Below are 23,907 nucleotides of genomic sequence, written 5' to 3'. Positions count from 1 at the left end.
CGCTGTTTTGATTGCATTGTTCGCCTGGAAAACACCTCACCGGTTCGAAAAATGATAGCAGTCCTAGAATATCGAGTTCAGCTTGATTTCAGCGCGTTCGGGTTCGCGTTGTTGCTCCTGGCGAGGCTTGCAGAACACGTTCAGATTGACCGCTTCCTTGGTCAGCTGCAACAGGCAATCGTCGTAGTGCACGAAGCTGATGTGATTGGCCTTGAGGAAGGTGTCATCAAAGTAATAGGTGCCTTCCGGTGTCCTGGCTTCCAGCGTGACCATGAACTTAAAGCCCTTGTTGGTTTGCCTGGTTGTGTGGCCAGTGTAGTAGAGGCTCTGTATTTCATAGAGCCCCAACATTTGACGCATCAGTTCAACCCGGCTTGATGCAAGAGCAACTGAATCAGCGGCACCGCTGTTAGCCGGATGGCCAGCCCCACGAGCAGGTAGAACGCCAGCACCTTCAGCATCTTTTTGACCAGCGCCTTGGGTCGATTGAGAAACCTGAGATTGAGTGTGCGCCGTGGGCGCGTCCGATACTTCCTCAGAAGTACCAAGAACCAGACCGGATAAACCATAGAGAAAGTATCCTATGCAGCCGATACCCGCGGCCAAGGCCGTCAGGAATTTCGGGCTTTTATAAAGGACGTTCACGGCGCCGGACTGTTGCGCTTTTCCGGTGGCCGTGGACTTGTACAGCAGGAACGCATCAAGCGGGATTTTGACCGACATGACGTTGGGGTCTTTGCCTTTGGGGATAACAGGCGTTGAGGTGTTCTTCGCGTGTTTGTAGATAAGCGGCTTGCGCTTCGCCCAGAACATACCGTCATTGCCTTTGTGAAAGAAGCACTGCTCCGAACAGGCGCGCATGACGGTATCAATCTGCGCCCAATCCGGTGAGAGCAGCTCTATATCCCAGTTGTATTTGCGATGGCGAGTGAAGCCTTCGTTAAACGTGAGCGGGTAGATGATGCGCCCGTTTTCGTCGAATTCTGCCTGGCCGCGGTCGTCTATCTCCGAGGCGTCGAGCTTGGACATATCGACAGGGACGTGGCGCGAGTTGAAGAAGTTCTCATAGTCTTTCGGCAGATGCGGCAGGAACTCGGCCAAAGGACGGTGAGTGATTTTCTCCATACGAAAGCCGATGTTCTTAGAGAAAATATCCTGGCATTCGTCGATGACAATGAGTGCCCCAAGCGGGCACCAGCAAAAGAAGTGCTGCCACAGGTCGATGCCGTTTTTGTCACGGCTGAAGATGCGGATCAAACGGGTCGTACTGGGGAACTCGATATCGAACCGGCGCGCGATTTCTTCCAGTGGTTGCATGCCTTCAATGTTGGTCACGACCACTCGACCCGCTTTGAGCGCTTCCAGGATAACAAAGTAGGCGACATAGGAAGATTTGTAGGCGCCGTTCGCGCCCGTGCGAATGGTGATGGCCATCGGTGTTACCTCAGCATTTTCATGACGAAGCCCGTGGCGACGAAGTTGAAATAGACACTGATAGCACGAGGCAGGCCAAAGGCGTGCGCGTAGTAGCGCAGTTCATCCGGCAGCGCGTTAAAGGCTGACGCAATCGCCTGAGTGAATCCGATTTCTTCAAGCAGTATCTTGGCGGTGGCGTAGTAGACCTGCATTGTCCAAATCAGACCCACGAGTTTGAGTTTGATGTACCACACGTTGATGTAGGCAACGAGCTGCTGAAAGTAGGTCGGGACGAAGTCCAGGAAGTCGACGATGGTCTGGCCGAAGTCGCCGAGTGAGCTAATGAGATCAACGAAAAATTGCATACGTCCTCCTAATCCGTCAGGGCTTTGATGCCAAGCAGTACCGCCAGGAACAACAACACGGCGGCGATAAAGTTGGCGTTCTGGAGCAGTGCAGGGAACACACCTGAACTGAATGAGTTGGTGCGACCATTGGCAAAGGTGAACGTCCATTCGTGTTTGACGTATTCGCCAGAGTTAAGCTGAGATTCGTCGAACGTGAACAGGGACTTAAACTGTCCCATCTGCTCTTGGTATTGCTCCTGAAGCTGTTCGATTTCGCCCTGGAGCTTGTCAATCGCGTCCGAACCGTAAAGGCCATTGCCTTCAAAATCGACTTGCCCCTCGAAAGCCCGACCGGACAGGCCGACACCGTTGAGCGTGTCCTGAATGCCCTTGAGCCTGGACTCGATGCCAGACAGGTCGACGTCACCAGAGCCAGTACCAGAGCCCGCGCTGATTTGTTCAGACAAGGCTTTTAAACCATCGGCCAGCCCATCAATCTTGGTGTTGGTGGCGTCAAAGTTGCCGGACGTGGTGCTTTCCAGTGAGTCAATCTTGCCATTGGTGGTCGTGAAATTTTCGGCCGTGTCCTTAGAGAGTTTGGCGCTGGACTTGCGCAGGTCGGTCGTGTCGGATTTCAGCGTATTCAGGGAAGGCATCACTTCCATAAACAGCAGTTGTTCGATACCGAGTATCCGGCTATTACTGCTCATGGCCGAGAACGCGTTAAGGTTGGCGAGCCTGGCTTCGACATAAATCTCTTCAAGTTTGGTGTTGGTCTCAGGGATGAGCGACACACCACCGGAAATCATGGTATCGAGCCTAGTCACAATCGTGCTGTTGGCGCTACTCATCGTGTCATCCATACGCTCAATCAGTCGGTTTTCAGACATCTCCATCGCATTGTTGATATCACTTGGCAAGGTATCGACGGTTTTCTTGAGGTGTTCGAGTGCCTGAGCGTTACCAAAGGTTAAGCGCCGAGCGTCTTGCATCACGCCTTTGAGATAGTTCAGAGGTTCGGTGTAGTCCGGCACATGCAAGGAGCCGTCACATTTTCCGCTCCAGCCTTTAGTGTTGCCCTGGTCATAGAAGTAAGAGCCACACGCCACATCGTAAGAGACCAGTTTCGGATCAAGTGGGTCGGATGGGTCTGGGGTCGGTGCTTCACAGTTGTTGTTATCGTCACACGTAGGAAGTGAATTATCGTCGCCACAGTAAAAGCCATCCCCAAACCCGATACCGCTACACAGGACATTGCCGTCGTCACAGGTCGATGTGTTGAAACGATAGCGGCAGTTGTCCAGAGATGAGCAAAACCCTTCCTTGGGATAGACGCCAAACTCGGTGTATTTCCACTGAAAAGTCCGCTGAAATCCTATCGGGCACAGAGTGTCATCCTCGGCATGAGAAGACGCTGACAGAAAGACGGAGAGTAAAAGTAGGAGAGTCAGACAGGTATTGATTGCCGCTTGCATAAGCCACCCCATGAAGTAAAACGCCCCCGTTAGGAGGCGTTGATTCCAGTGTAGAAGCCGTATATAAACGCCCCACCATTAGCCAGGGCTAAGAGTATGGTGATGACGTTAGATATCAGCTCGGTCATGGCTTAACGCATCGCGCCGATGATGGCACGCAGACCAAAACCGATGGCCGCCAAACCAATCAGACCAACCACAACCAGCGTGTAGTTAGCCTGGCCAGTCGACACTGCTGTGGTGATGGATTCAGCAACGTCAGCACGAGCCGCACCAGACAGGACTAGGGCACCAGTACCCGCCGCGATTTTTGCAGAGTGTTGTTTCAGAAGGTTCATGTATTTCATGGGTGTATCTCCGTTGTTAGTGACAGTGTCACCCTCTACCGAGGGCTTTAACGATTCGACCAAGGATGTGGCCACCAATGAGGGACAACAGCAGATAGCCCGACACGGTGGAGTACAAAGCAGGGTCGATATTTAACGAATCAGACGAAGTGTTATTGAGTAGGTTGTTGGCTTCGTCTGACGTTAACACCACGTAATCGCAGGCCGTCGATGACGTCATCACATAGCCGTTGTAGTCGATTACGCACTTGCTCATGACAGCCCCTTATTTCTTGAGCTGTTCAGCAAAGTATTTCTTAATGTCTTCGTCGACCGGAACCAGGTCAGTCACCACGACTTCAAGCGGGTCTTCCGGATTGCTGCCAAACTTGATGTCGTAGTCACGGTTCGGGACAAAGGCGCGGGACTGGATAAGCTTTTGGGCGTACTCCAGGTTCACGCGCAGCGGTTGTTTGTTGTAAGGAATATCGGTGTTAAAGCCGATGCCGTATTGCTCAAACTTCTCAGCGTTCACGGTTTCCACCGGACGTAATACGCACAGTTCAGCGATTTTTGTGCCCGATTTCGGGAACGTCTTTATTGCGATACCTGTAATGGTTGCCATTGCCTTAACTCCGTTATGGTGTGTTTCAGTTGGGTGTAAGAGTCGGGAACGCCGAGTTCGTCGAAGTCGTCCCGTCGATGTTTATGAGGAATGAGCATCCCAAAGGCTTCGCCCAGGTCACCCTCCGTCATTGCAATCACTTCAGCCAGGGCAACGCCACATTGACGACGCACCCAGGCGATACGCGCGAAGAATTCCAGACCTTGCGCTTTCTTGTTCTTGCTGAATTTCACTGGTGCCGCTGGCTCAATTGAGGCGGCAAAAATCACACAGGCCAGCAAAGGCCGAGGCGGGCGTGGCCAGCAAATCAATGTCGCACTTCTTCAGCTCGACTTCGTTGCGATACCAAACCAGCTCAGGGTCAGAGATTTTCTGCTCCAGCTTTTTGTTGTAGATACGCCAGTACACCGACGACGAACGAGAGCCCACAATGGTGGCTTCTTCCATCAGTTCACCGCTTTCGGTAATGCGTTTATGAGGAACCATTGACGGACCACGACCACGATTGGCCGTGCGAAATGCGCCTTCATAAAAACACTTCTCAGCGTACTGAGCGTTGAAAATTCCGGTGTAGTCATCCACCGCCAGGTCAAGACGGGCTAGGCGAGTGACACCCAAAATCGTGGCCAACCACCAATGCAGTTTGGTGTGGGAAATACGTTCAAATAGACGAGTGCAGCCCGTGCCGTTGATTTGCACGAATACGGTGTCGTTATTGCCGCCGATACCTATCAGGCCACATTCTTGGGTGCCCGTTGGGTCAAGAATCACCGCGGAATCGTTGTAACCATGCAGGCCGCGACCACGCATCGGTGACAGACGGAAACCCATGACTTTTTGCATGAATTCCTCCAGGCGATGCGCTAAGACTTTGCGCACCTTGTTCTTGTATTTAGTGATGGCGTGCTCCAACTGCTCTGGTGTAGAGAGTGGCGGCTCTCGATATTCAGGGAACTGGAGGTTCACGAAGTCTTGGTCATTCGAGCGGTCTAAGTGACGCAGGTCGGAATACGCAAAGGTAAACGCCAGGTGATCAACCTTGACCGGACGAATCGAATCGTGGAACGGATGCGTTTTTTTAGATGGCATGGAAAACCCCCTTGAGCAGCAGCTCCTGGTAGTTTTCATCAGTGATTTCGACCAGTTGATATGGGTCGGTGCCGTAATGCGTCGACAGATACAGGTCAAACTCAAACTGAGATTTGAAGAAGCGATGTCCCCAAGGGAAATAGACGTTGAGTCCGATGTTGGGTTCGTTGTCGAAGTAGATGGTATCCATAATCACGCATCCAGACTTTGACGTTTAAGCGCGTGACGTTGCTGTTCAAGCTGAAAAACTTCACGGGCTAACTGGTTACGACGCACAATCAAACGCTTCACTTCAAATGTCACGGTGTAACGTTCTATTGCATCTAGGATAAAACTGACGATGCGTGCGCCCATGAACCCAGCGAAACAGAACATCGAGACATACACGGCCAGAATGAACGCGATGCTTTCAATGTCCTCAGTGGTCAATAGGATGAAATCGCCAGTCATGATTCAGCCCTTAATCTTTGCGTTAACAGCATGAATAAGGCGGCGAGTCATTTCGCAATCGGCCAAAGCGCGGTGAGCGGTTAGATCAGACACATCGATATTTTGTTGTGCACAGGCAGCGGTCAAACGTTGCCATTTGTAGCATTCATGGTAATCATTCCAATCGCCATAAAACTCCGCATACCAGGCCATTGCACACAGACCGCCACCAAAAAAATGAATTAAATTTGCCAATGGGTAATCGAAGTCTGAGAGCGATTGTTTGATGAGTCGGTAGTCGTAATCGAAGTTGTAAACGATGACGTGTTGTTCAAAAAGGAAGTCTTTGATTTCATTCCAAACCACATCAAACGTGGGCTTGTCTGCAACATCTTCATTAGTGATGCCGTGAATAGCCGTAGCCTCAGCGGGAATCTGAATCATGGGATTCACCAGACCGCTGTAGAGAGTTAGACCGGACTCAGCATCAATCAGTGAAATTTCAACAATACGAGCACTCGAATCTAAGCCCGTAGTTTCCGTGTCGAGAATGACAGCATCTGATAGAGGTAAAGCGTGAATAGACATAGCAACCACCTTAACTAGTTGGGAGGCCACCAAGGAGTCGAGTTAAGGTCGAGCATCCAAGGCGGCCAAGTACGATAATTTTCGTAGAGTAAATACGAAATTCTCCGTACTGTAAATACGATAAGTTTCGTACAAATGAGCTAGAATCAGGTGAAAACGACCGAAACGCAGGATTGGAAAATGTATACAAACAAGCTCATTGATGCCTATAAAGAGCAGATGAACTATGTTCAATACAAGCAAATCGCGCCAGATTTAGGGATAAGTCCTCAAATGCTGACTGATGTGCGTAAAGGCAGAACATACTTGAAAGAAAATCAAATACTTATGTTGGCGGAAGCTGTAGGCGAAGACAAAGAAAAGGCTCTAATCGGTTTAGCGATGGATAAAGCGAAAACCTACGAAGCCCAAGCACTATGGCAAAGCATCGGAAAAAAGTTTAACGGGCTAGGAATTTCAAGTATATCAATGGCTTTGGGCGGACTAATGTTGTACGCGGTACAGCTTAAAGAGCTACTACTTCAGTGCGCATTATGTGTATTATGTTAAATAATGTACATAAGAATAAATACATACATTACGTTTGCCCCTATCTTACTTGATAATGCTCTAACTCATTGAACATAATCAATTTACCATAAAGTATATAATTACTATATTGATTAACGTAAAATACGTGTAATCAATACAGTAATTATGATTACACGTAACTAATAACTTAGATCAGTGTTGTTAATAGATACGCGTTTAGTAGTAACACCAATCCGATTATCACACTGCCTGCGGTTGTAACCGTTTTACTGTTGGTATGTCGGCCCATAATGTCTGAGCTTGCGGTAAACAGGACCAATGGGATGATCGCCAATGCGATGCCAAAACTCAATGTAACCTGGCTCATCACCAGAATTTGAGTTGTATTGATACCTAAACCAATCACAAAAAATGATGGCGCCATGGTAATACTTCTTCGCAGCCACATCGGGATTGTCATTCGGACAAAACCTTGCATTACGACCTGACCTGCCATTGTTCCGACGACGGTTGATGACAAGCCTGACGCGATCAGTGACACGCCGAATAATATTGAAGCGGCTTTTCCTACTAGTGGCTCTAATGTCCTATATGCGGTTTCAATTTCGGCTACATGTTGGTTACCGCTGGCGTGAAACGCTGCTGCTGCCATAGCAACAATCGCAATATTGACGAAACCTGCGATGACCATCGCGATTGAAACATCAAACTTGGTTGAACGCAGACGCTTGTCTACAGTTTGATTGTAGGTGTTTTTGAACAACGCAGAATGCAGATAGATCACGTGAGGTATGACAGTCGCGCCTAAGATGCCCGCTGCCAAATAGTTCTGATGACTGTTGTTGAGTGTTGGAACCAAAATGCCAGCCGTAAGTTGTGCTCCTGATGGATGAGCAAATAGCAGTTCCGCGACATAGACAATCGCAACCAACAGAAGCAATCCTCCAATGGTCATATCTAATGGCTTCTGCTCTTTCTTGTTGAGCATCAAAATGGCGACATAACCGGGATGGGTATCTTCTATCAGCGGCGATTGAGGTAGCGATCTGAGATTCGTTGTAGTTCCTTGCTACGAATGGGCTTTAACACAATATCGTTCATACCAGCGGCCAAACAGTTTTGATGGTCACTATTCATTGAGTGTGCGGTCAGCGCAATGATTGGAGTGGTCAGTCTTTGAGAACGCAAGATTCTGGTTGCTTGAATTCCATCCATAATGGGCATCGAAATGTCCATAAAAATAAGATCAAAACTTCTATTTCTTTCAATGAGCTCTATAGCATGTTGTCCGTTGTTAGCAATTGTTACGTTGTAACCCATTCGATTTAACAGTAACTGTATAACCATCTGGTTCGTTTTTGTGTCTTCTACAACCAGAATGTGTTTGCTGTTATCAAGAGCGTCGTATGTTTTGGTATCACTCAGTTGGCCCGCATTCTCATTGGCGGCTGCAGTGCTTCTCGATTCCAACGGAATCGAGATTGTAAACAAACTTCCCTCGCCTAGTTTGCTGTTTACTTTTATGGTGCCACCCATGAGTTCAACCAGATGTTTAGTAATCGCCAGACCCAAGCCTGTTCCCCCATAGTTGCGCGTTATGGACGTATCAGCCTGAATGAACGGTGAAAACAGATGTTCAATACGCTCGTTGTCGATACCAATACCGGAATCACGGACTTCGATTTCAAGACGATCCCGGGCGGTAACCAACGATACATCGACAAACCCCTGATGAGTAAATTTGATGGCATTGCCAATGATATTGAACAAGATCTGTGTGAGGCGAACAGAATCAACCCAATACTCAAACTGCTCGCAAATTGAAGCTTTGACATTGAACTTAATATCTTTGGCCTGGGCCACTTGACTATGGTACTCGAGCGCGTGTTGCAGCTTTTTACTTAAACTTATCCAGTGACGTTGTAACTCAAAATGCCCGGATTCAATGCGACTGAGATCCAGAATGTCATTAATGATGACTAATAGAAGTTCGGCAGAATTTTCCATTTGCTCCAGCATTTCTTGCTGATAGGCATCAGAGTCATCACGCAATAAATCAATCAGACCCAATACCGCATTGAGTGGTGTTCGTAGCTCATGACTCATCATCGCAAGGAACTGGGATTTAGACTGATTTGCTTGCTCTGCTTGTTGCTGCGCGATTTTCAGTTCACGGGTTTTCAAATCGACCAATTTTTGCAGCGCTTCTTTATGTTCGATGTCGTTAATCGCACGCTCCAACAGAGGTCGAAAACGTGAAAGAGTCGATTTGGTTTCAAGACTAAACTGCCCTTTTCTCGTACCAAGCAGCAGCAGTACCGAATCACTGGTCTGCGCTCGTATACCAGTGACCAATGCGGAATTGATTTGGTCTTTAAGAAAGTGGTTCAGATTGCGAAATTCTTCGAGTTTACTTGGCTCAAAAAGAATGATGCATTCACCATCCAATACACGCTGAAACTTGTCACCGTTGAACCAGTCTTTGCCTTGAAATGCGAGGTTAGACGCCAGATAAGTCGAGAAAGTTCGGCTCTCCTTTTGTTTTGAAATCACGATGAAGTCATCAAATCGAATATAACGACTGAGAACTTTTTTCAACTCTTCAAAGATCTGATACTTGTTGTCCGCGTGGCTGAGTGCCGATAAGGCAGCCAGAATAACGCGATTTTCCTCTGCTAATCGCTGCTCGCGTTCTTTGCTGCGCTCAAGCTCCACTAACGCCTCATTAAGCTGTTCTATCTTTTCTTGTTCCATCAGGTGGTTACTCAGACTCATAGAAAAGGACTGACGAGATCATCAGGTTACCGTGTGCATTCTCGCCACCGATGAAACGCCCTTGTTCGCCAAAGGTAAACGGGCAAATAAAAGGCCGGCCGTTCATTTGAGACTTCAATTGACGCTGAACTCCGAGAATATCGTCTCCCAGCCGCAGCATGGAGCCTGCACAATAAATAATGATAGACCCTAGTAATTGAGACTCATGATAGTTTGGCGTATTGGCCTCTTTGACTACCCGGGACGCACGGTTGATCAGCTGTTCTCTGGAACCAGTCATCAATGTTACCGTTTCCCCTTCGACGACGGCGGTGAACATCTCCATAGCGCCGCTTCGCGTCATACGAACGGGATGTGACAACTTGTAATAAGGCTGTTGGTGAATATGGCCAGCGACACGGCCGAGTGGAAAACGAGTGACATGGTGAAAAAGGTAGTGTTCTGAAATCTGAACGCTGGAGTGGTCACTGATCCACTCTTTGTAGATTTGTTTAGCAGGCTCACCATCGATTTCATGGATAAATCGTCCGGAGGCTTTGGTTACGGTGCCAACAAACTCAGTGGGTGAATAGCCTGCGCTAAATCCGGTTGTGAGAGGTTTGGATGGAAAAATCAGCTGGACGGCCAGACCGTTTTTAACCCATCCCTGCTCGGTCATGCTTGACCATTGCTGCTGAATGTAATTGTCTGCAGCGCTGCCCCCGATAATGGGAATTTGAGTACCAAAAGTATCGTCAATCTCATCGATAAAAAGCTCTTCATGGCCTGGCGTGGCATGAAGGATAATTAGGCTGGGTACTTCTCCAATCCGATCAGCTGACCTCAACGCTTGCTGAATCGCCTTACGCGTTGATTTCCTGAGGTCTTTATCGTCTTCCAATCCGATTAGCCCTGTACCATAGGCACTGCTCGCTGCATCATAGATTGCCAACGCCGCGATCACAGGTCCGGAATGGTAACCTTTTTCCGTCATCACGCCTTTGCAGGACGAACACCCAACAAAAGGAATATTAGGAAATGCTTGCTTAAGCGAGCGGAATAATATATCGGCAGGATACTCATCGGTATAATAGAATACCAAACTGGAAAGCCCCTCAAATATAAGGGACTCTTTCAGATTACTAACGGCATTTATAGGATCAGAGATTTGAGTAAAAGTCGTTATCAATCGCATATGCGAATAAAGTTAAAAAATTCTTCAATCTTTATACATTAACTTTAAGCGATATTAAATTCTTTCTCTTAACTTAATGAAGCCTATCTCGCAAATTATGCGTCATTATTAATTAATAATATTAATGTTTACCGAGTCATTAATATTAATCGCGCTATTTGTTTTTGAGTTGTTGCGAATCACCTTTAACTGCACTTCTTCACCATCTCGAACCAATTCATCATTTGATTCCAGGCTCCAGTCCACGGGGATTGGACGAATAATATACACACCTGGGAACTCTTCACTTTTTGTTACAGTTATTTTTTGTCCGTTCACAAATAAAGAACATTTTGGCTCTGGAATGCACTCTTGAGTTGGTACATCACGATATGTGATCGTGCGCCAAAAAAAAGCACCAACGAGTATTGCCAGCGTGATGATAATTTGAGCAAGTCGGTGTTTAGTAAGCTTTTCAGCCGCCATGTCTGTGAGTTCCTCGTGTAACAAACTTCAAAGTTTTGAAATAAAAGGCCAAATCCGGATGGATAGTAAGGTTACTACACTGTCATTGAATTGTTAATTGCAGTATAGTTGTCGGCTGAAAATGCCACTTTTTTATAAAGTCAGCAATAGGTATTAAGGTTCTGAAAAGACATTAATTTTTATTGTGAACTTGGGTGGCATTACGACATGTGTCGTGTTGGAAGTAAAGTGTAGTTAATTAGACATTGGAAGCATGCAAATGAGCCAAGAAAAGCAGCTTGAACAAAACTATAACTATACAGTCGTCCGTCAATTTACCTTAGTAACTATTCTCTGGGGTATTGTCGGTATGGGTGTTGGTGTTTTGATTGCCGCTCAATTAGTATGGCCACAGCTAAACTTTGATACGCCGTGGCTGACGTATAGTCGCTTACGTCCCCTGCATACTAATGCGGTAATTTTCGCGTTTGGTACCAGTGCACTGTTTGCAACATCCTATTATGTTGTGCAGCGTACTTGTCAAACTCGTCTCTTTGGTGGCCCGCTTGTCCCATTCACATTTTGGGGATGGCAAGCGATCATCGTTTCTGCCGCTATTTCTCTGCCTCTGGGTTATACCTCAGGTAAAGAATACGCAGAACTTGAATGGCCGATTGATATCGCGATTGCTCTGGTTTGGGTTTCATACGCCGTGGTGTTCTTCGGAACGCTAGTGAAGCGTAAGACATCACATATCTACGTAGCAAACTGGTTCTTCGGTGCGTTTATTATCACCGTAGCAGTTCTTCATATCGTGAACAGCATGGCAATCCCAGTATCTATGGGTAAATCGTACTCGATTTATTCTGGTGCAGTGGATGCGATGGTTCAGTGGTGGTACGGCCACAACGCAGTAGGTTTCCTACTGACAGCCGGCTTCCTGGGTATGATGTACTACTTCGTTCCTAAGCAAGCTGAACGTCCTGTTTACTCTTACCGTCTGTCAATCGTTCACTTCTGGGCACTTATCTCTCTGTATATTTGGGCGGGTCCTCACCACCTTCACTATACGGCGCTACCTGACTGGACTCAGTCTCTGGGTATGGTGATGTCTCTGGTTCTGTTCGCTCCATCTTGGGGTGGCATGATCAACGGTATCATGACGTTATCAGGTGCGTGGCATAAACTGCGCTACGACCCAATTCTTCGATTCCTGATCGTTTCTCTGTCTTTCTACGGTATGTCTACCTTTGAAGGCCCGATGATGTCGATCAAGACAGTCAACGCACTCTCTCACTACACCGACTGGACGATTGGTCACGTTCACTCTGGTGCTCTGGGTTGGGTTGCTATGGTGTCTATCGGTTCGGTTTACCACCTAATCCCTCGCCTCTTTGGTCAAGAGCGCATGTACTCAATGAGTCTGGTGAATGCCCATTTCTGGTTGGCAACCATCGGTACTGTTCTGTACATCGTTGCGATGTGGATCTCTGGTGTTATGCAAGGTCTGATGTGGCGTGCGGTTAACTCCGACGGTACGTTGACTTACAGCTTTGTTGAGTCGGTTCAGGCATCTTACCCGTTCTATACCGTACGTTTCATCGGTGGTTTCATCTTCCTATCGGGTATGTTCCTGATGGCGTTTAACGCGTATAAGACGATTTCTGCACCAAAGCATAGCTTAAAAGCTATCCAGCAACCGGCTTAAGGAGATTGAAAGAATGAGTTCTAATTCTAATAATCGCCACGAAATCATTGAGCGCAATGTCGGTCTGTTGGCTATTTTTATCGTTTTCGCAATCAGTTGGGGTGCTCTGGTTGAAATCACACCGTTGATTTTCCAAAAGCAAACGACTGAGCCTGTAGAGAATCTGAAACCTTACACTGCTCTGCAATTGGAAGGCCGTGATATCTACATCCGTGAAGGTTGTAACGTCTGTCACAGCCAGATGGTTCGTCCATTCCGTTCTGAAACGGAACGTTACGGCCATTACTCAGTTGCGGGTGAAAGCGTGTGGGAACATCCATTCCTGTGGGGTTCTAAGCGTACTGGTCCTGACTTAGCACGTGTTGGCGGTCGTTATTCTGATGAATGGCACCGTGTTCACCTGACTAACCCTCGCGAACTGGTACCTGAATCAAACATGCCTGGTTTCCCATGGTTAGCTGAAAATGTCCTTGACGGTAAATACACTCAACAGAAACTTGAGTTGTTCCGTGACAAATTTGGCGTGCCATACACAGATGAACAAATCGCGAATGCGGCAAAAGATGTAGAAGGTAAAACCGAGATGGATGCCATCATCGCTTATCTTCAGTCTATTGGTCACGCAATGAAATAACAGGGGTAATTATGGATATCGGTACTATTCACAGTATTTGGACCATAGTGCTTTTCGTCTGCTTTATTGGCGTCGTTTGGTGGGCCTACGGTAAAAAACGTAAAGCTCGCTTTGATGAGGCTGCCAATCTGATTTTTGCAGACGAACCGCAAACGCCCTCAAAAAAACAAGGAGTGACTAAGTAATGACAACATTCTGGAGTCTATGGATTACCGTCATCACACTGGGAACCCTGTTGGGCTGTGCTTTCCTGCTCGTTTGGTGTCTTAAAGACAAAATGGGTGTGGAAGAAGGCGTAGACATGGGGCACGAGTACGATGGTATTCGCGAAATTAACAACCCGCTGCCAAAATGGTGGACTTACCTGTTTGTAAGTACCTTCGTTTTTGCTGCTGTCTACCTGACTCTTTACCCAGGTCTGGGTAACTTTAAAGGTGTGTTAGGTTGGCAAAGTTCAGACCAGCGAGTTCGCTCACTGGAAGAATCAAAAGCCTCAATTGCGGCTGCTCAGGAAAATAAAACTCTGGTGCAGTATGCGAAAGAACTGGACGACGCAGACACCTACTTTGGTGAAGCATTCAAACGTCTGGCATACAAAGATGGTGGCTCAGATCTACGCCCTATTCCTGAAATCGCGGCAGATTCCGATGCACTGAAAGTAGGACAGCGTTTGTTCCTGCAAAACTGTTCTCAGTGTCACGGCTCAGATGCGCGTGGCCAGAAAGGTTTCCCTAACCTGACTGACAATGCGTGGCTGTATGGCGGTGAACCTGATGCTATCGTGACAACAATCCGTCACGGCCGTATCGGCCAAATGCCGGCATGGAAGGATGCACTGGGTGAACAAGGCGTTCAGGAAGTCGTGAGCTACGCTCTAAGCTTATCTGGTCGTTCGGTTAACGCTCGTGAGGCAGAAGCTGGTAAAGCACGCTTTGTCGTGTGTGCAGCATGTCACGGTACAGATGGTAAAGGTAACCCAGCAGTGGGTGCCCCAGACCTGACAGACCAAGACTGGCTGTTTGGCGATTCGCGCGCAGCGGTAACTGAAACCGTATCTAACGGCCGCTCAGGTGTGATGCCTGCTTGGATTGATATTCTAGGTGAAGACAAAGTGCAACTGGTTGCTGCTTATGTCTGGAGCCTGAGCAATTCAGACAAATAAGTAACAGTCCAATAACAGCCCCTTTCAAAGGGGCTGTCTTTCTTTTAAGTTAGAGCCTTCTTTTTTGTTGTAGAGAACTTTTTTATGGTAAAGCCTTGGTATAAACAATTCTGGCCGTGGTTTCTGATTATTCTTCCGCTTACGGTCGTTGTCTGGACAATTGCTACTGTCATCGTGTTTTCCAATAATTCGGTATCCCTGGTGACTGAGGATTACTATAAAAAAGGCAAAGGCATCAATATCGATTTGTCTAAGATTCATGTTGCTAAGGAGCTCGGTTTGAATGCCGCTGTCTACTCTGAAGGCAACGATATTGTGATTGAACTGAACAAAGGGAATCTAGATCATTTTCCAGCGATTCAGGCGATGTTTGCCCACCGAACCCTACCAGATCGTGATTTCTCAATGCTGCTGACGGCTGACGCTAAAGGTCGCTATCGAATTAATCGAGATAGCGAGCTTCAGGGCCCTTGGTTTATTGAACTCACTCCCCACAATAGCGAATGGCTGGTTCAAGGCAGAGTCACTTTCCCTACTGAGTCTCCGACTCAACTGATGAATTATTAATATCATGAGTAAAGCGTGTTATCACTGCGGTGAAGATGTCCCAGCCAACACGGATTTCAAGGTAGAGATTCTCGGTGAAGAACGGGAGATGTGTTGCCCGGGATGTGAGACGGTGGCGCAAACCATCGTCGATAACGGTCTAGTGTCCTATTATCAGTTCCGCACAGCACCAGCCGAAAAAGTGGAATTGGTACCAGAACAGCTTAAGTCACTGATTCATTATGATAATTCCGATGTACAGGCCGAGTTTGTCCGAAATAACGGTGATTGTGGTGAAGTGACGTTGTCACTTGATGGGGTCTCTTGCGCGGCTTGTGCTTGGCTCATTGAAAAGCAACTGGCGAATGAACCGGGTGTGTTGTCGATTCGTGTTAATACCACAACTAACCGGGCGTTGCTGAGTTGGGACAAATCCAAAGCAAAATTGAGTGAGATTCTCAGTCAAATCCATAAACTGGGCTACAAGGCCGCTCCGTTTGAAGCGGATCAGCATGAAGCGTTTTATCACCAGACGATGAAGCAGTACCTCTATCGCCTGGGGATCGCGGGGCTTGCCACCATGCAGGTTATGATGCTGGCGGTGGCACTGTACCTTGAAGCGTTTGGTGATTTGGATGCTGAGTTTAAAAACTACTTTCGCTGGGTTAGCCTGATTTTCGCGACTCCTGTACTGCTCTACTCTGCGCTACCATTTTATTTTAACGCGTGGCGCAGTATTAAAGGTCGAACGCTTGGCATGGATGTCCCTGTGTCGATTGCGTTAATTTTTGCTTATGTGGCCAGTCTTGTCGCAACCGTGACGCAAAAAGGCGAAGTCTTTTTTGAGTCCATCTCCATGTTCACATTCTTTCTGTTAGTCGGACGCTTTCTTGAGATGCGCGCACGCCGCAAAGCGGCGGCGGCGAGTGGTAACCTGCTCAAATTGATTCCTGCGATTGCCACCACGTTGGATGGGCAACAGGTGCCGGTGAAAACGCTGCAACTGGGCGATCAAATTCGAGTTTTGCCGGGTGAACACATTCCCGCTGACGGCAAAATCATACGGGGCCGAGTCCATGTGGATGAATCTATGCTCACTGGTGAGTCACTGCCGGTCGTGAAAAATAAAGGCGATGCGGTCTTTGCCGGAACGCTGAATGGCGAGGAAGCATTCGAGCTTGAGGTCACAGCCTCTAAGGCGGATTCGGTCATCTCCAATATTGTGCGTCTGCAGGATGATGCACAGTCTTCCAAACCGCGCATTGCTGAAATTGCGGATGTTGTGGCGCGTTACTTCGTCGCCGTGATTTTGATCATTGCCGCTGGGACATGGTTCTATTGGCATCAAGCAAAGCCGGATGACGCGTTCTGGATAATGTTGTCTGTATTGGTGGCCACTTGCCCTTGTGCCTTGTCTCTGGCAACGCCTACCGCGCTTACTTGTGCGACCTCTCGCATGGGCGGTTTCGGTATTTTGCTCCGCAAGAGCCACGTTTTCGAAACTCTGTGCAGAGTGAACCATTTGGTGATCGATAAGACGGGCACCCTGACGCACGGCAATATCGAAATCTGTCGGGTTGCGCTTCACTCTTCTTGGACAGAAGAGCAATGTCTGGCGCTGGCCGCATCACTGGAACAACACGCGAACCATCCCATTGCCAAGGCATTCAGAATGTATGCTGACGCTGAGTTTGTTGTTGAACAAGTACAGAACGTGATCGGCTCTGGCGTTGTGGGCCAATATGGCACGCATGATGTGAAAATCGGTAGCGCGGAATTTGTTTTAAGTAACGCCAGCCAAGGTGAAGTGAATGCCATTTATCTCGCGATTGGTGGTGAACACGTTGCGACGTTTTTTTACCAAGATCCAGTGCGCAAAGAAGCGAAGACATTCATCGACAAGTTTCATGATGCCGGTATCCGAATCACTTTGTTGACCGGTGATTCCGAAGCAAACGCGCAAACCGTCGCGCGTCAGATGGGGATTGATCATGTTGTCGCTCAGGCCAAACCGGAAGATAAACTGGCGTATCTGAATAAGATCAATGCACAAGATATCACGATGATGGTTGGTGATGGGATTAACGATGCCCCTACACTTGCTGGGGCGCATATTTCAGTTGCGATGGGTGGTGGGACAGATGTTGCGAAAGCGTCAGCAGACATGGTTTTGCTCGGCGATAAACTGGATAAACTGCTGGAGGCTCGCGCGTTAGCACTCAAAACCCGCCGTATTATTCGTGAAAATCTGGCCTGGTCGTTGGGATACAACGTGCTGATTTTGCCACTTGCAGTGGCTGGCTTAGTTGCGCCATATGTGGCAGTGGTGGGTATGTCTGCCAGCTCAATTATAGTAGTATCCAACTCTCTTCGTTTGTTGAAAGAGCAAGGTAAGTAAATGGAAAGCCTCTATATTCTGATTCCTATCGCTATTGTGCTTGTCTGCGTTGCCGTCGCTATTTTTCTGTGGGCAGTGAAAAGCGAACAGTTTGAGGATCTTGAACGTCAGGGGCACAACATTCTGTTTGAAGATGACGAGCAAGTTGAAAAATCGACCAAGGACAAACAATGACCCCCGATTTTATCGGAGCGTTTGTGATTGGTTTGCTGGGCGCTGGACACTGCATGGGTATGTGCGGCGGTCTTGGCGCCCTCCTCACTCTAAACCATCAATCTAACCCTTCTGCGCCGCTGTTCTTTTACAATTTTGGCCGGATTGGCAGCTACATGCTGTTTGGCGCGATTGTTGGCGGTTTAACGGCTTCTCTTTCAGCTGTGGCTGATATCAATCATTTCTTGGTCTGGTTACGACTGTTGGCCGCTGTGTTGATGATTGGTCTTGGACTTTACGTTGGCCGATGGTGGTTTGGTGTGCTTAAACTCGAGGCTTTGGGCCAACGACTATGGAAACACATTTCGCCCGCAGGGAAAGCGCTTCTGCCGCTAAAAAAAAGCTGGTATGCCCTGCCGTTTGGTTTTATCTGGGGCTGGTTGCCATGTGGATTGGTGTATTCAATTTTGACTTGGGCCGCGGTTTCGGGCGGTTTTTTACAAGGCGCTCTTGTTATGGGCGCGTTTGGTTTAGGGACATTGCCTGCGATGCTTTTGGTTGGTTTTGGTGCAACAAAAATAAAAGAGTTGCAACAATCGAAAATATTTCGTCATATAGCGGCAATGTTTATTATCGTTTATGGCGTATATACCGGTGTCGGAGCCATAAATATGCTGATTACCTTAGTTTAGGTAGTTGATTTTTTGCACAATTATTTTCGCTATCCTTTGGGGTTAAGGGATGCTAAAATATTGATGTATATCAAATAGTGAAAGGTTGTTATGATTTCTGAAAAGCCTGCTGCAAAACGCATTCAATCCGGTGGTTGTGCAATTCATTGTCAAGACTGCAGTATTAGTCAGCTTTGCATCCCGTTTACTCTGAATGAATCGGAGTTGGATCAGCTTGATCAGATTATCGAGCGTAAAAAACCGATTCAAAAAGGTCAGGAACTGTTTAAAGCTGGTGATGATCTGCGTTCTCTGTACGCAATCCGTTCTGGCACAATCAAAAGCTACACCATTACTGAACAAGGTGATGAGCAGATCACTGCTTTCCATCTGGCTGGCGACTTAGTTGGCTTTGATGCGATTACTGGTGATTCTCACCCGAGTTTCGCTCAGGCGCTGGAAACCTCGATGGTGTGTGAAATTCCTTACGAAATTCTGGACGACCTGTCAGGTAAAATGCCTAAACTGCGTCAGCAAATCATGCGTTTGATGAGTAACGAAATCAAAGGCGATCAAGAAATGATTCTGTTGCTGTCGAAGAAGAATGCGGAAGAACGTCTGGCGGCGTTCCTGTACAACCTTTCTACACGTTTCTCTCAACGTGGTTTCAGCCCGCGAGAGTTCCGTCTGACAATGACACGCGGTGACATCGGTAACTATCTGGGGCTCACCGTAGAAACGATCAGTCGCCTACTGGGTCGTTTCCAGAAGTCTGAAATTCTGAGTGTTAAGGGTAAATACATTACTATCCTTGATCATGACTCACTGATGGAACTGGCTGGCGTTTCACAAGAAAGCAAGTAACTTCAATGAAGTAGCTCATTAATGAGCTACTTCATACTTCTCTGATTTTCCTCTCTAAATAGCTAAAACTCTTCCATTAACTGCGCTAAAGTAAATCTAAGAAACCTCCTCCACTAACAAGGAGTTTGTTATGAGCATTTATAGCAAAATCTTAGTTGTTGCTGACATCAACCATGATGAACAACCTGCCCTAGCCCGTGCGATGCAGCTGGCGGCAAAGAGCAAATCAACCAGTCGCATTACCTTTTTTTTGTCTATCTATGATTTTTCTTACGATATGACGTCGATGCTTTCAGTCGATGAACGCGACGCGATGCGCAGAGGTGTGATTCATCAACGTGAGCAGTGGATGAAAAAGGTTGCTGAACCATACGTTGATGAATCGGTGATGTTTGATGTCAAAGTTGTATGGCATAACCGCCCCTACGAAGCGATCATCGGCGAAGTATTTGCGGGTGAGCATGACATCCTAATTAAAGGTACTCGTAAGCACGATGTCCTGGAGTCAGTGATTTTTACTCCGACTGACTGGCATCTTCTGCGTAAATGTCCGACACCTGTGTTATTGGTTAAGAATGCCACCTGGCCCGAGGATGCCAACATCATCGCTTCGGTACACGCTGGCTCGGAAGTAGAAACACATCTGCAGCTCAATGACATCATGGTGGATCAACTGTTGAGTTTGACGTCTCGTCTGGGAGCGACACCCTATTTGGTGAATGCCTACCCTGTGACGCCAGCGAATATCACCATAGAATTGCCCGAATTCGACCCAACGACTTACACGGATGCGGTACGTGGCCATCATCTAACATCGATGAAAGCGCTGCGCCAAAAACATGGTATTGATGAAGCGCAGACGATCGTTCAGCAAGGTTTGCCTGAGGATGTTATCCCAGAAGCCGCCGAAAAATTGAGTGCAGCCATGGTGATTCTCGGTACGACAGGCCGTACGGGTTTGTCAGCGGTGTTTATCGGCAATACCGCTGAGCATGTGATTGATAAGATTAATTGTGATGTACTCGCGCTGAAACCGCCCGGCTACATTAGTCCTCTTGATCCGAAAACGGCGGTATAACGCCATCTGTTACCATCATCAATCCTCGGCTGTTCAGCCGGGGATTTTTTCTTTTCTAGCACTAGCATCTGTTCAATTTATCCGTATCATACGCACTTCATTTTGTTTTGAAGAATAAAGACTGCAGGCTGATGACAGAGCAAACTCAAGAGTTGACCAAAGCTCAACACTACAATTTCAATAAATTGCAAAAGCGCATTCGTCGCAATACTGGTCAGGCTATTGCTGACTTCAACATGATTGAAGATGGCGATCGTATCATGGTGTGTCTGTCCGGCGGTAAAGACAGTTTTACCATGCTGGACATTCTGATGAGCTTGCAGAAAAGCGCACCTATCTCATTTTCTCTAATTGCGGTAAACCTTGATCAGAAGCAGCCTGGTTTCCCTGAACACATTCTGCCTGAGTACTTAAAGAGCCTCGGTGTTGAATACAAGATCGTGGAAGAAGATACATACTCTATCGTTCAGGATAAGATTCCAGAAGGCAAAACAACGTGTTCACTTTGCTCTCGTCTGCGTCGTGGCATTTTGTACCGCACCGCAAAAGAGCTGGGGGCGACCAAGATTGCTTTAGGACACCATCGCGATGACATCATCGAAACGCTGTTCCTGAACATGTTCTACGGCGGCAAGATGAAAGGCATGCCACCTAAACTGGTTTCTGATAACGGAGAGCACGTAGTGATTCGTCCACTGGCCTACTGCCGTGAGAAAGACATCATTAAGTACTCGGATCTGCGTGGTTACCCTATCATTCCGTGTAACCTGTGTGGCTCTCAGCCAAACATGCAGCGTCAGAACATTAAGCAAATGTTGAATGCTTGGGATAAGCAATTCCCAGGACGTATCGAGACAATGTTCCGTGCGATGCAGAACGTGGTACCCAGCCACCTAGCGGACTTCGAACTGTTTGATTTTAAATCCATCAACCGTGATTCCGGTGTAATTAACGGCGGCGATATTGGTTTCGATAAAGAAGAGATGCCGGTGCAACAGCTTGAAGACGAAGATATGGTGATGGAATTTGATCCAAGCCTGAAGCTTGATGTCACGAATATCTGATAGAAAAATAAAAGGCTGCATTCGCAGCCTTTTTTGTGTTTGTTTTGTCGCTTAATTCTTGGCTTTCGGTAGATATGGCAGTACGCGTGTGGTTGCCTGTGGCAATGACATCCAACCGTCTGGCCCGATTTGCGAAAGTTCAACCTGAGCCTTTCCGTTGATCACTGGAATGGTTGAACCGTTGCTAAGCTCGATGGGTGAATTCACATCGTGAGCAAATTCCAGTGTTACGCCAGTGACGGCTGGTGTAAACCAGCTGGCAAACATACCGCCCAGATCCTCCAGCATGCTTTGCATCTGCGGTAGAAGTTTCTCAATTTGAGCGTAACTCACCTTACCTTCCAGTGGTTGTTTGGTCATAACGACCATCGAAAAGTCACAACGTCTGTCGTTTGGTGTGTCTACAAACACCAAAGGATTGGCCTGACGAAGATTGTTGTCGAGCGGCACCACTAGCTCGTTGCCGGAGGACGGTGTGAGCTCCTCGTAATGCTCCTCTTTTTCCATCCAGGCCTTTTCAATGCGGCATAACTGTTTGCTGTCTGCGTCAACAAAGAAGAAGCCGACTTTGACGTCCTCGTGGTTTTCCTTCACGTTGTTTTTCATTTGTGAGTACAGTTTTGAATAGGTAAACATGTACTCTTGCGCCCACGTTGGCGCAGAGATGCCCGCGCAACATGCGGCGAGCATTAAGGTTGAAAATGGTTTTTTCATGCTTAGTTGAGCCAGTATTTTTCGTTATGACGAATCATGGTCTGTAAATCCGACACGTAATCTTCGCCACGCTCTGAATATTTCAGCAGGCCGTTGGTCAGAGCGACCGCCGTTTCAACGCTGAGTAGATCGCTTTGTTCTTTACGCAAATCGTAACGAATTTTGCGCAAATCGTAGTATGCGGCGTTGCGGTTTACATTCATAAAGTAACGATGGATAGATTCCTGCACGGATTTGAACTTCGCTACTTCGTGTGTCATACCTTCTGCTCGGGCCAAAGGCACCAAACCGCAGCCCTGAGTGTAACACCACTGGCCAAAGTAATTGTTGGCTTCACGAGCAAAGCGTGACGTACCCCAAGCGGATTCGTTCGCCGCCTGAGTTAATACCAACGCTTCAGGTAACACATCAACACGATGTTGCATCACGCTCAGCCACTTGGACGTGACTTTACTTTCTGTTAATTCGACTTTGTAGAGCTTAGCCAGACGTTTCGCGTCTTCGAGATCCTTTTCAGAGGTTCTCCCCTGATCAAAGTGTTCCTGAATGCGTTTTAGCGTTTTGCGCTCTTTCATCACTCGTTCGTTCTCGAGTGCAATTCCGGGCTTAAGGTAAGAGAAAAAGGCGTGTTTTTTCTCAGAGACATCGGCAATCGCCGAAAAATCAGGGGCTTCGGAAATGGCCTTACCTTTAAGCTCGACAGAAACCGTTTCTGTATTGTGTTGTTTTACATAGTAAACGCTGCAGCTGGCTATGACAGCAACGGCAGACAGAGCGAGATATTTACGCATCAAACACCTGCGGATCTTGGTTGTGGTTATTGTCATCATCAGACGGTGGCGCGGCGACGATCTTCAAACGGATACCGAACATGTTACGGTAGATAATGCCTTTCACGTGGAAGAAAAACGGAAGGACAAAAATCAGGCCAATGCCATAAAATAATGCTGCGGCGACAAACAGCATCATCATCACCATATAGATGACGGCAAGTTGCAGAAGTTTCTTGTTCACTGCTCGCAGTGACAGCAACAGTGATTGCAGCGGAGAAACGTGCTTTTCACAGATCAATAAAACGGAGTTGCTGAATGCCAACGAGAAGTACATGGACAACAGAGGAAACAGCATGCCACCAATCCCCTGCAGCACTAAACCGCACAACGTTGCGATGATAACCGGAACGGTAAATTGCAGCCCCTTGCTGATATGACGGGTTTTCGTCGTCAGGCCAGCAGCGTGGCTCATCGCCATAAGGCTGACACCCGCATAAATCGGTGCGCTGACGACTTCATAGCTGAAGTTGGCAATAAAAATAGCCTGAACCAGCCCTTCCGGGAAAGCGCCATCCTGATTAATTGCAGTGATGATGACGGAAGGATCACCCAGTTGCAGTTTCAATGCGATGAAGAAAATCGCCAGCTGTACAATAATCAGCATGACAATAGCTGGAGAAAAAGAAAGAAAATGCTTGATGGTCGAGTCCCAGGCTTCTTTAAAAACCTCGCCTATTTTCAGTTGATACTGGCCCGACAGCGCTTGCTCAACCGTCCCACCTAAATTGAAATCTCTTTCCATATCGTTGTTCATAATGTGCCCTAATTTGGCTTGTCAAAAACGCGATCTAAATATGACAGATAAAAATATTCGGTCATTATACTGAAATGCTACCGAGTCTAAAATCTGCGTGCCAAACTCA

27 protein-coding genes and 2 pseudogenes are annotated in these 23,907 nt (G+C 47.5%); 12 read left to right on the top strand and 17 right to left on the bottom strand.

The features are described from left to right. Positions 1-63: 63 nt before the first annotated feature. The 10 genes and pseudogenes from DYA43_RS07220 to DYA43_RS07175 form a co-directional block, all read right to left on the bottom strand. On the bottom strand, positions 64-1,434 hold the full coding sequence (locus DYA43_RS07220) for a zonular occludens toxin domain-containing protein (protein ID WP_061056523.1): 1,371 nt from the start codon (positions 1,432-1,434) through the stop codon (positions 64-66). Between the two features lie 5 nt (positions 1,435-1,439). Continuing rightward, entirely contained in the window at positions 1,440-1,781 is a 342-nt protein-coding gene (locus DYA43_RS07215; RefSeq protein WP_061056522.1) for a DUF2523 family protein, read from the bottom strand. A gap of 8 nt (positions 1,782-1,789) precedes the next feature. After that, positions 1,790-3,238 carry a hypothetical protein gene (locus DYA43_RS07210; RefSeq protein WP_061056521.1) on the bottom strand — a complete coding sequence of 483 codons (1,449 nt, stop codon included), beginning with the start codon at positions 3,236-3,238 and terminating at the stop codon, positions 1,790-1,792. Between the two features lie 131 nt (positions 3,239-3,369). Then, on the bottom strand, positions 3,370-3,585 hold the full coding sequence (locus DYA43_RS07205; RefSeq protein ID WP_055453529.1) for a hypothetical protein: 216 nt from the start codon (positions 3,583-3,585) through the stop codon (positions 3,370-3,372). 28 nt (positions 3,586-3,613) lie between these two features. After that, positions 3,614-3,841 carry a hypothetical protein gene (locus DYA43_RS07200; RefSeq protein WP_081035198.1) on the bottom strand — a complete coding sequence of 76 codons (228 nt, stop codon included), beginning with the start codon at positions 3,839-3,841 and terminating at the stop codon, positions 3,614-3,616. Positions 3,842-3,850: 9 nt separating this feature from the next. Further along, positions 3,851-4,189, bottom strand: coding sequence for a DUF1293 domain-containing protein (locus DYA43_RS07195; RefSeq protein WP_055453530.1), 339 nt, complete (start codon positions 4,187-4,189; stop codon positions 3,851-3,853). Beyond that, positions 4,162-5,278: pseudogene (locus DYA43_RS07190) on the bottom strand (replication initiation factor domain-containing protein). The gene DYA43_RS07195 and the pseudogene DYA43_RS07190 overlap by 28 nt, the downstream one beginning before the upstream one ends. Continuing rightward, the gene (locus DYA43_RS07185; RefSeq protein ID WP_055453532.1) at positions 5,268-5,468 is read right to left on the bottom strand and encodes a hypothetical protein; all 201 of its coding nucleotides are present in this window, start codon (positions 5,466-5,468) and stop codon (positions 5,268-5,270) included. The pseudogene DYA43_RS07190 and the gene DYA43_RS07185 overlap by 11 nt, the downstream one beginning before the upstream one ends. A 2-nt stretch (positions 5,469-5,470) precedes the next feature. Continuing rightward, complete coding sequence (locus DYA43_RS07180) at positions 5,471-5,728, bottom strand: hypothetical protein (RefSeq protein ID WP_061056520.1); 258 nt, start codon at positions 5,726-5,728, stop codon at positions 5,471-5,473. Positions 5,729-5,731: 3 nt separating this feature from the next. Next, on the bottom strand, positions 5,732-6,289 hold the full coding sequence (locus DYA43_RS07175) for a 3'-5' exonuclease (protein WP_411912266.1): 558 nt from the start codon (positions 6,287-6,289) through the stop codon (positions 5,732-5,734). A 186-nt stretch (positions 6,290-6,475) separates the two neighbouring features. Here DYA43_RS07175 and DYA43_RS07170 point away from each other — a divergent pair, with 186 nt between their 5' ends. Next, positions 6,476-6,844: a DUF3693 domain-containing protein gene (locus DYA43_RS07170; RefSeq protein WP_061056518.1), complete on the top strand. Its 369-nt coding sequence runs from the start codon at positions 6,476-6,478 to the stop codon at positions 6,842-6,844. Positions 6,845-7,013: 169 nt separating this feature from the next. Here DYA43_RS07170 and DYA43_RS07165 read toward each other — a convergent pair. The 4 genes and pseudogenes from DYA43_RS07165 to DYA43_RS07150 all read right to left on the bottom strand — a co-directional run. Continuing rightward, positions 7,014-7,826 (bottom strand): annotated as a pseudogene (locus DYA43_RS07165) (Nramp family divalent metal transporter); the annotation flags it as partial. Positions 7,827-7,849: 23 nt separating this feature from the next. Further along, on the bottom strand, positions 7,850-9,580 hold the full coding sequence (locus DYA43_RS07160) for an ATP-binding protein (RefSeq protein WP_061057219.1): 1,731 nt from the start codon (positions 9,578-9,580) through the stop codon (positions 7,850-7,852). A 7-nt stretch (positions 9,581-9,587) separates the two neighbouring features. Beyond that, positions 9,588-10,775 (bottom strand): FIST signal transduction protein, encoded by a 1,188-nt coding sequence (locus DYA43_RS07155; RefSeq protein ID WP_081094765.1) that lies wholly within the window; start codon positions 10,773-10,775, stop codon positions 9,588-9,590. 108 nt (positions 10,776-10,883) lie between these two features. Further along, entirely contained in the window at positions 10,884-11,240 is a 357-nt protein-coding gene (locus tag DYA43_RS07150) for a hypothetical protein (RefSeq protein ID WP_020331079.1), read from the bottom strand. A gap of 259 nt (positions 11,241-11,499) precedes the next feature. On the opposite strand from DYA43_RS07150, the gene ccoN reads away from it, so the two are divergent. The 11 genes from ccoN to ttcA all read left to right on the top strand — a co-directional run bounded on the left by ccoN (position 11,500) and on the right by ttcA (position 21,497). Next, complete coding sequence (gene ccoN / locus DYA43_RS07145) at positions 11,500-12,927, top strand: cytochrome-c oxidase, cbb3-type subunit I (protein WP_020331078.1); 1,428 nt, start codon at positions 11,500-11,502, stop codon at positions 12,925-12,927. Between the two features lie 13 nt (positions 12,928-12,940). Beyond that, positions 12,941-13,561: a cytochrome-c oxidase, cbb3-type subunit II gene (ccoO, locus tag DYA43_RS07140; protein ID WP_020331077.1), complete on the top strand. Its 621-nt coding sequence runs from the start codon at positions 12,941-12,943 to the stop codon at positions 13,559-13,561. An 11-nt stretch (positions 13,562-13,572) separates the two neighbouring features. Further along, on the top strand, positions 13,573-13,746 hold the full coding sequence (locus tag DYA43_RS07135) for a CcoQ/FixQ family Cbb3-type cytochrome c oxidase assembly chaperone (protein WP_020331076.1): 174 nt from the start codon (positions 13,573-13,575) through the stop codon (positions 13,744-13,746). Beyond that, positions 13,746-14,723: a cytochrome-c oxidase, cbb3-type subunit III gene (gene ccoP / locus DYA43_RS07130; RefSeq protein WP_020331075.1), complete on the top strand. Its 978-nt coding sequence runs from the start codon at positions 13,746-13,748 to the stop codon at positions 14,721-14,723. The genes DYA43_RS07135 and ccoP overlap by 1 nt, the downstream gene beginning before the upstream one ends. A gap of 84 nt (positions 14,724-14,807) precedes the next feature. Then, positions 14,808-15,290, top strand: a complete 483-nt coding sequence (locus DYA43_RS07125) for a FixH family protein (protein WP_024374810.1) — start codon at positions 14,808-14,810, stop codon at positions 15,288-15,290. 4 nt (positions 15,291-15,294) lie between these two features. Then, positions 15,295-17,667 (top strand): heavy metal translocating P-type ATPase, encoded by a 2,373-nt coding sequence (locus DYA43_RS07120; RefSeq protein ID WP_061056517.1) that lies wholly within the window; start codon positions 15,295-15,297, stop codon positions 17,665-17,667. Beyond that, positions 17,668-17,841, top strand: a complete 174-nt coding sequence (gene ccoS, locus DYA43_RS07115; protein WP_020331072.1) for a cbb3-type cytochrome oxidase assembly protein CcoS — start codon at positions 17,668-17,670, stop codon at positions 17,839-17,841. It abuts the gene before it with no gap. After that, positions 17,838-18,512 carry a sulfite exporter TauE/SafE family protein gene (locus DYA43_RS07110; protein ID WP_020331071.1) on the top strand — a complete coding sequence of 225 codons (675 nt, stop codon included), beginning with the start codon at positions 17,838-17,840 and terminating at the stop codon, positions 18,510-18,512. Before ccoS ends, DYA43_RS07110 begins: the two co-directional genes overlap by 4 nt. A 90-nt stretch (positions 18,513-18,602) precedes the next feature. After that, positions 18,603-19,355, top strand: a complete 753-nt coding sequence (gene fnr / locus DYA43_RS07105; RefSeq protein ID WP_020331070.1) for a fumarate/nitrate reduction transcriptional regulator Fnr — start codon at positions 18,603-18,605, stop codon at positions 19,353-19,355. 130 nt (positions 19,356-19,485) lie between these two features. Next, positions 19,486-20,433 carry a universal stress protein UspE gene (gene uspE / locus DYA43_RS07100; protein WP_061056516.1) on the top strand — a complete coding sequence of 316 codons (948 nt, stop codon included), beginning with the start codon at positions 19,486-19,488 and terminating at the stop codon, positions 20,431-20,433. A 131-nt stretch (positions 20,434-20,564) separates the two neighbouring features. Next, positions 20,565-21,497: a tRNA 2-thiocytidine(32) synthetase TtcA gene (gene ttcA, locus DYA43_RS07095; protein ID WP_020331068.1), complete on the top strand. Its 933-nt coding sequence runs from the start codon at positions 20,565-20,567 to the stop codon at positions 21,495-21,497. 51 nt (positions 21,498-21,548) lie between these two features. Here the strand turns inward: ttcA and DYA43_RS07090 are convergent, their stop codons facing one another. From DYA43_RS07090 to DYA43_RS07080, 3 genes are read right to left on the bottom strand one after another with little or no spacing between them, the layout of a single operon-like run. Further along, positions 21,549-22,211, bottom strand: coding sequence for a DUF2987 domain-containing protein (locus tag DYA43_RS07090; RefSeq protein WP_061056515.1), 663 nt, complete (start codon positions 22,209-22,211; stop codon positions 21,549-21,551). 2 nt (positions 22,212-22,213) lie between these two features. Next, positions 22,214-23,002, bottom strand: coding sequence for a glucosaminidase domain-containing protein (locus DYA43_RS07085; RefSeq protein ID WP_020432323.1), 789 nt, complete (start codon positions 23,000-23,002; stop codon positions 22,214-22,216). Beyond that, positions 22,995-23,798 (bottom strand): hypothetical protein, encoded by an 804-nt coding sequence (locus DYA43_RS07080; protein ID WP_020331065.1) that lies wholly within the window; start codon positions 23,796-23,798, stop codon positions 22,995-22,997. Before DYA43_RS07080 ends, DYA43_RS07085 begins: the two co-directional genes overlap by 8 nt. Positions 23,799-23,907: the final 109 nt, after the last annotated feature.

The sequence above is a fragment of the Vibrio fluvialis genome (assembly GCF_900460245.1).
Taxonomy (GTDB): domain Bacteria; phylum Pseudomonadota; class Gammaproteobacteria; order Enterobacterales; family Vibrionaceae; genus Vibrio; species Vibrio fluvialis.
Note: the sequence above shows the minus strand (reverse complement) of the source record. Positions and strands in the feature narration are given on the sequence as shown.

Bases quoted from the DNA above. Each gene is read 5' to 3' on its own strand.
- ccoP (WP_020331075.1), top strand. From the start codon at position 13,746: ATGACAACATTCTGGAGTCTATGGATTACCGTCATCACACTGGGAACC.
- DYA43_RS07085 (WP_020432323.1), bottom strand. From the start codon at position 23,002: ATGCGTAAATATCTCGCTCTGTCTGCCGTTGCTGTCATAGCCAGCTGC.
- DYA43_RS07215 (WP_061056522.1), bottom strand. From the start codon at position 1,781: ATGCAATTTTTCGTTGATCTCATTAGCTCACTCGGCGACTTCGGCCAG.
- DYA43_RS07180 (WP_061056520.1), bottom strand. From the start codon at position 5,728: ATGACTGGCGATTTCATCCTATTGACCACTGAGGACATTGAAAGCATC.
- DYA43_RS07160 (WP_061057219.1), bottom strand. From the start codon at position 9,580: ATGGAACAAGAAAAGATAGAACAGCTTAATGAGGCGTTAGTGGAGCTT.
- DYA43_RS07170 (WP_061056518.1), top strand. From the start codon at position 6,476: ATGTATACAAACAAGCTCATTGATGCCTATAAAGAGCAGATGAACTAT.
- DYA43_RS07110 (WP_020331071.1), top strand. From the start codon at position 17,838: ATGACCCCCGATTTTATCGGAGCGTTTGTGATTGGTTTGCTGGGCGCT.
- DYA43_RS07150 (WP_020331079.1), bottom strand. From the start codon at position 11,240: ATGGCGGCTGAAAAGCTTACTAAACACCGACTTGCTCAAATTATCATC.
- DYA43_RS07125 (WP_024374810.1), top strand. From the start codon at position 14,808: ATGGTAAAGCCTTGGTATAAACAATTCTGGCCGTGGTTTCTGATTATT.
- DYA43_RS07220 (WP_061056523.1), bottom strand. From the start codon at position 1,434: ATGGCCATCACCATTCGCACGGGCGCGAACGGCGCCTACAAATCTTCC.
- uspE (WP_061056516.1), top strand. From the start codon at position 19,486: ATGAGCATTTATAGCAAAATCTTAGTTGTTGCTGACATCAACCATGAT.
- fnr (WP_020331070.1), top strand. From the start codon at position 18,603: ATGATTTCTGAAAAGCCTGCTGCAAAACGCATTCAATCCGGTGGTTGT.
- DYA43_RS07090 (WP_061056515.1), bottom strand. From the start codon at position 22,211: ATGAAAAAACCATTTTCAACCTTAATGCTCGCCGCATGTTGCGCGGGC.
- DYA43_RS07120 (WP_061056517.1), top strand. From the start codon at position 15,295: ATGAGTAAAGCGTGTTATCACTGCGGTGAAGATGTCCCAGCCAACACG.
- DYA43_RS07135 (WP_020331076.1), top strand. From the start codon at position 13,573: ATGGATATCGGTACTATTCACAGTATTTGGACCATAGTGCTTTTCGTC.
- DYA43_RS07080 (WP_020331065.1), bottom strand. From the start codon at position 23,798: ATGAACAACGATATGGAAAGAGATTTCAATTTAGGTGGGACGGTTGAG.
- ccoO (WP_020331077.1), top strand. From the start codon at position 12,941: ATGAGTTCTAATTCTAATAATCGCCACGAAATCATTGAGCGCAATGTC.
- ccoN (WP_020331078.1), top strand. From the start codon at position 11,500: ATGAGCCAAGAAAAGCAGCTTGAACAAAACTATAACTATACAGTCGTC.
- ccoS (WP_020331072.1), top strand. From the start codon at position 17,668: ATGGAAAGCCTCTATATTCTGATTCCTATCGCTATTGTGCTTGTCTGC.
- DYA43_RS07205 (WP_055453529.1), bottom strand. From the start codon at position 3,585: ATGAAATACATGAACCTTCTGAAACAACACTCTGCAAAAATCGCGGCG.
- DYA43_RS07195 (WP_055453530.1), bottom strand. From the start codon at position 4,189: ATGGCAACCATTACAGGTATCGCAATAAAGACGTTCCCGAAATCGGGC.
- DYA43_RS07210 (WP_061056521.1), bottom strand. From the start codon at position 3,238: ATGCAAGCGGCAATCAATACCTGTCTGACTCTCCTACTTTTACTCTCC.
- ttcA (WP_020331068.1), top strand. From the start codon at position 20,565: ATGACAGAGCAAACTCAAGAGTTGACCAAAGCTCAACACTACAATTTC.
- DYA43_RS07200 (WP_081035198.1), bottom strand. From the start codon at position 3,841: ATGAGCAAGTGCGTAATCGACTACAACGGCTATGTGATGACGTCATCG.
- DYA43_RS07155 (WP_081094765.1), bottom strand. From the start codon at position 10,775: ATGCGATTGATAACGACTTTTACTCAAATCTCTGATCCTATAAATGCC.
- DYA43_RS07185 (WP_055453532.1), bottom strand. From the start codon at position 5,468: ATGGATACCATCTACTTCGACAACGAACCCAACATCGGACTCAACGTC.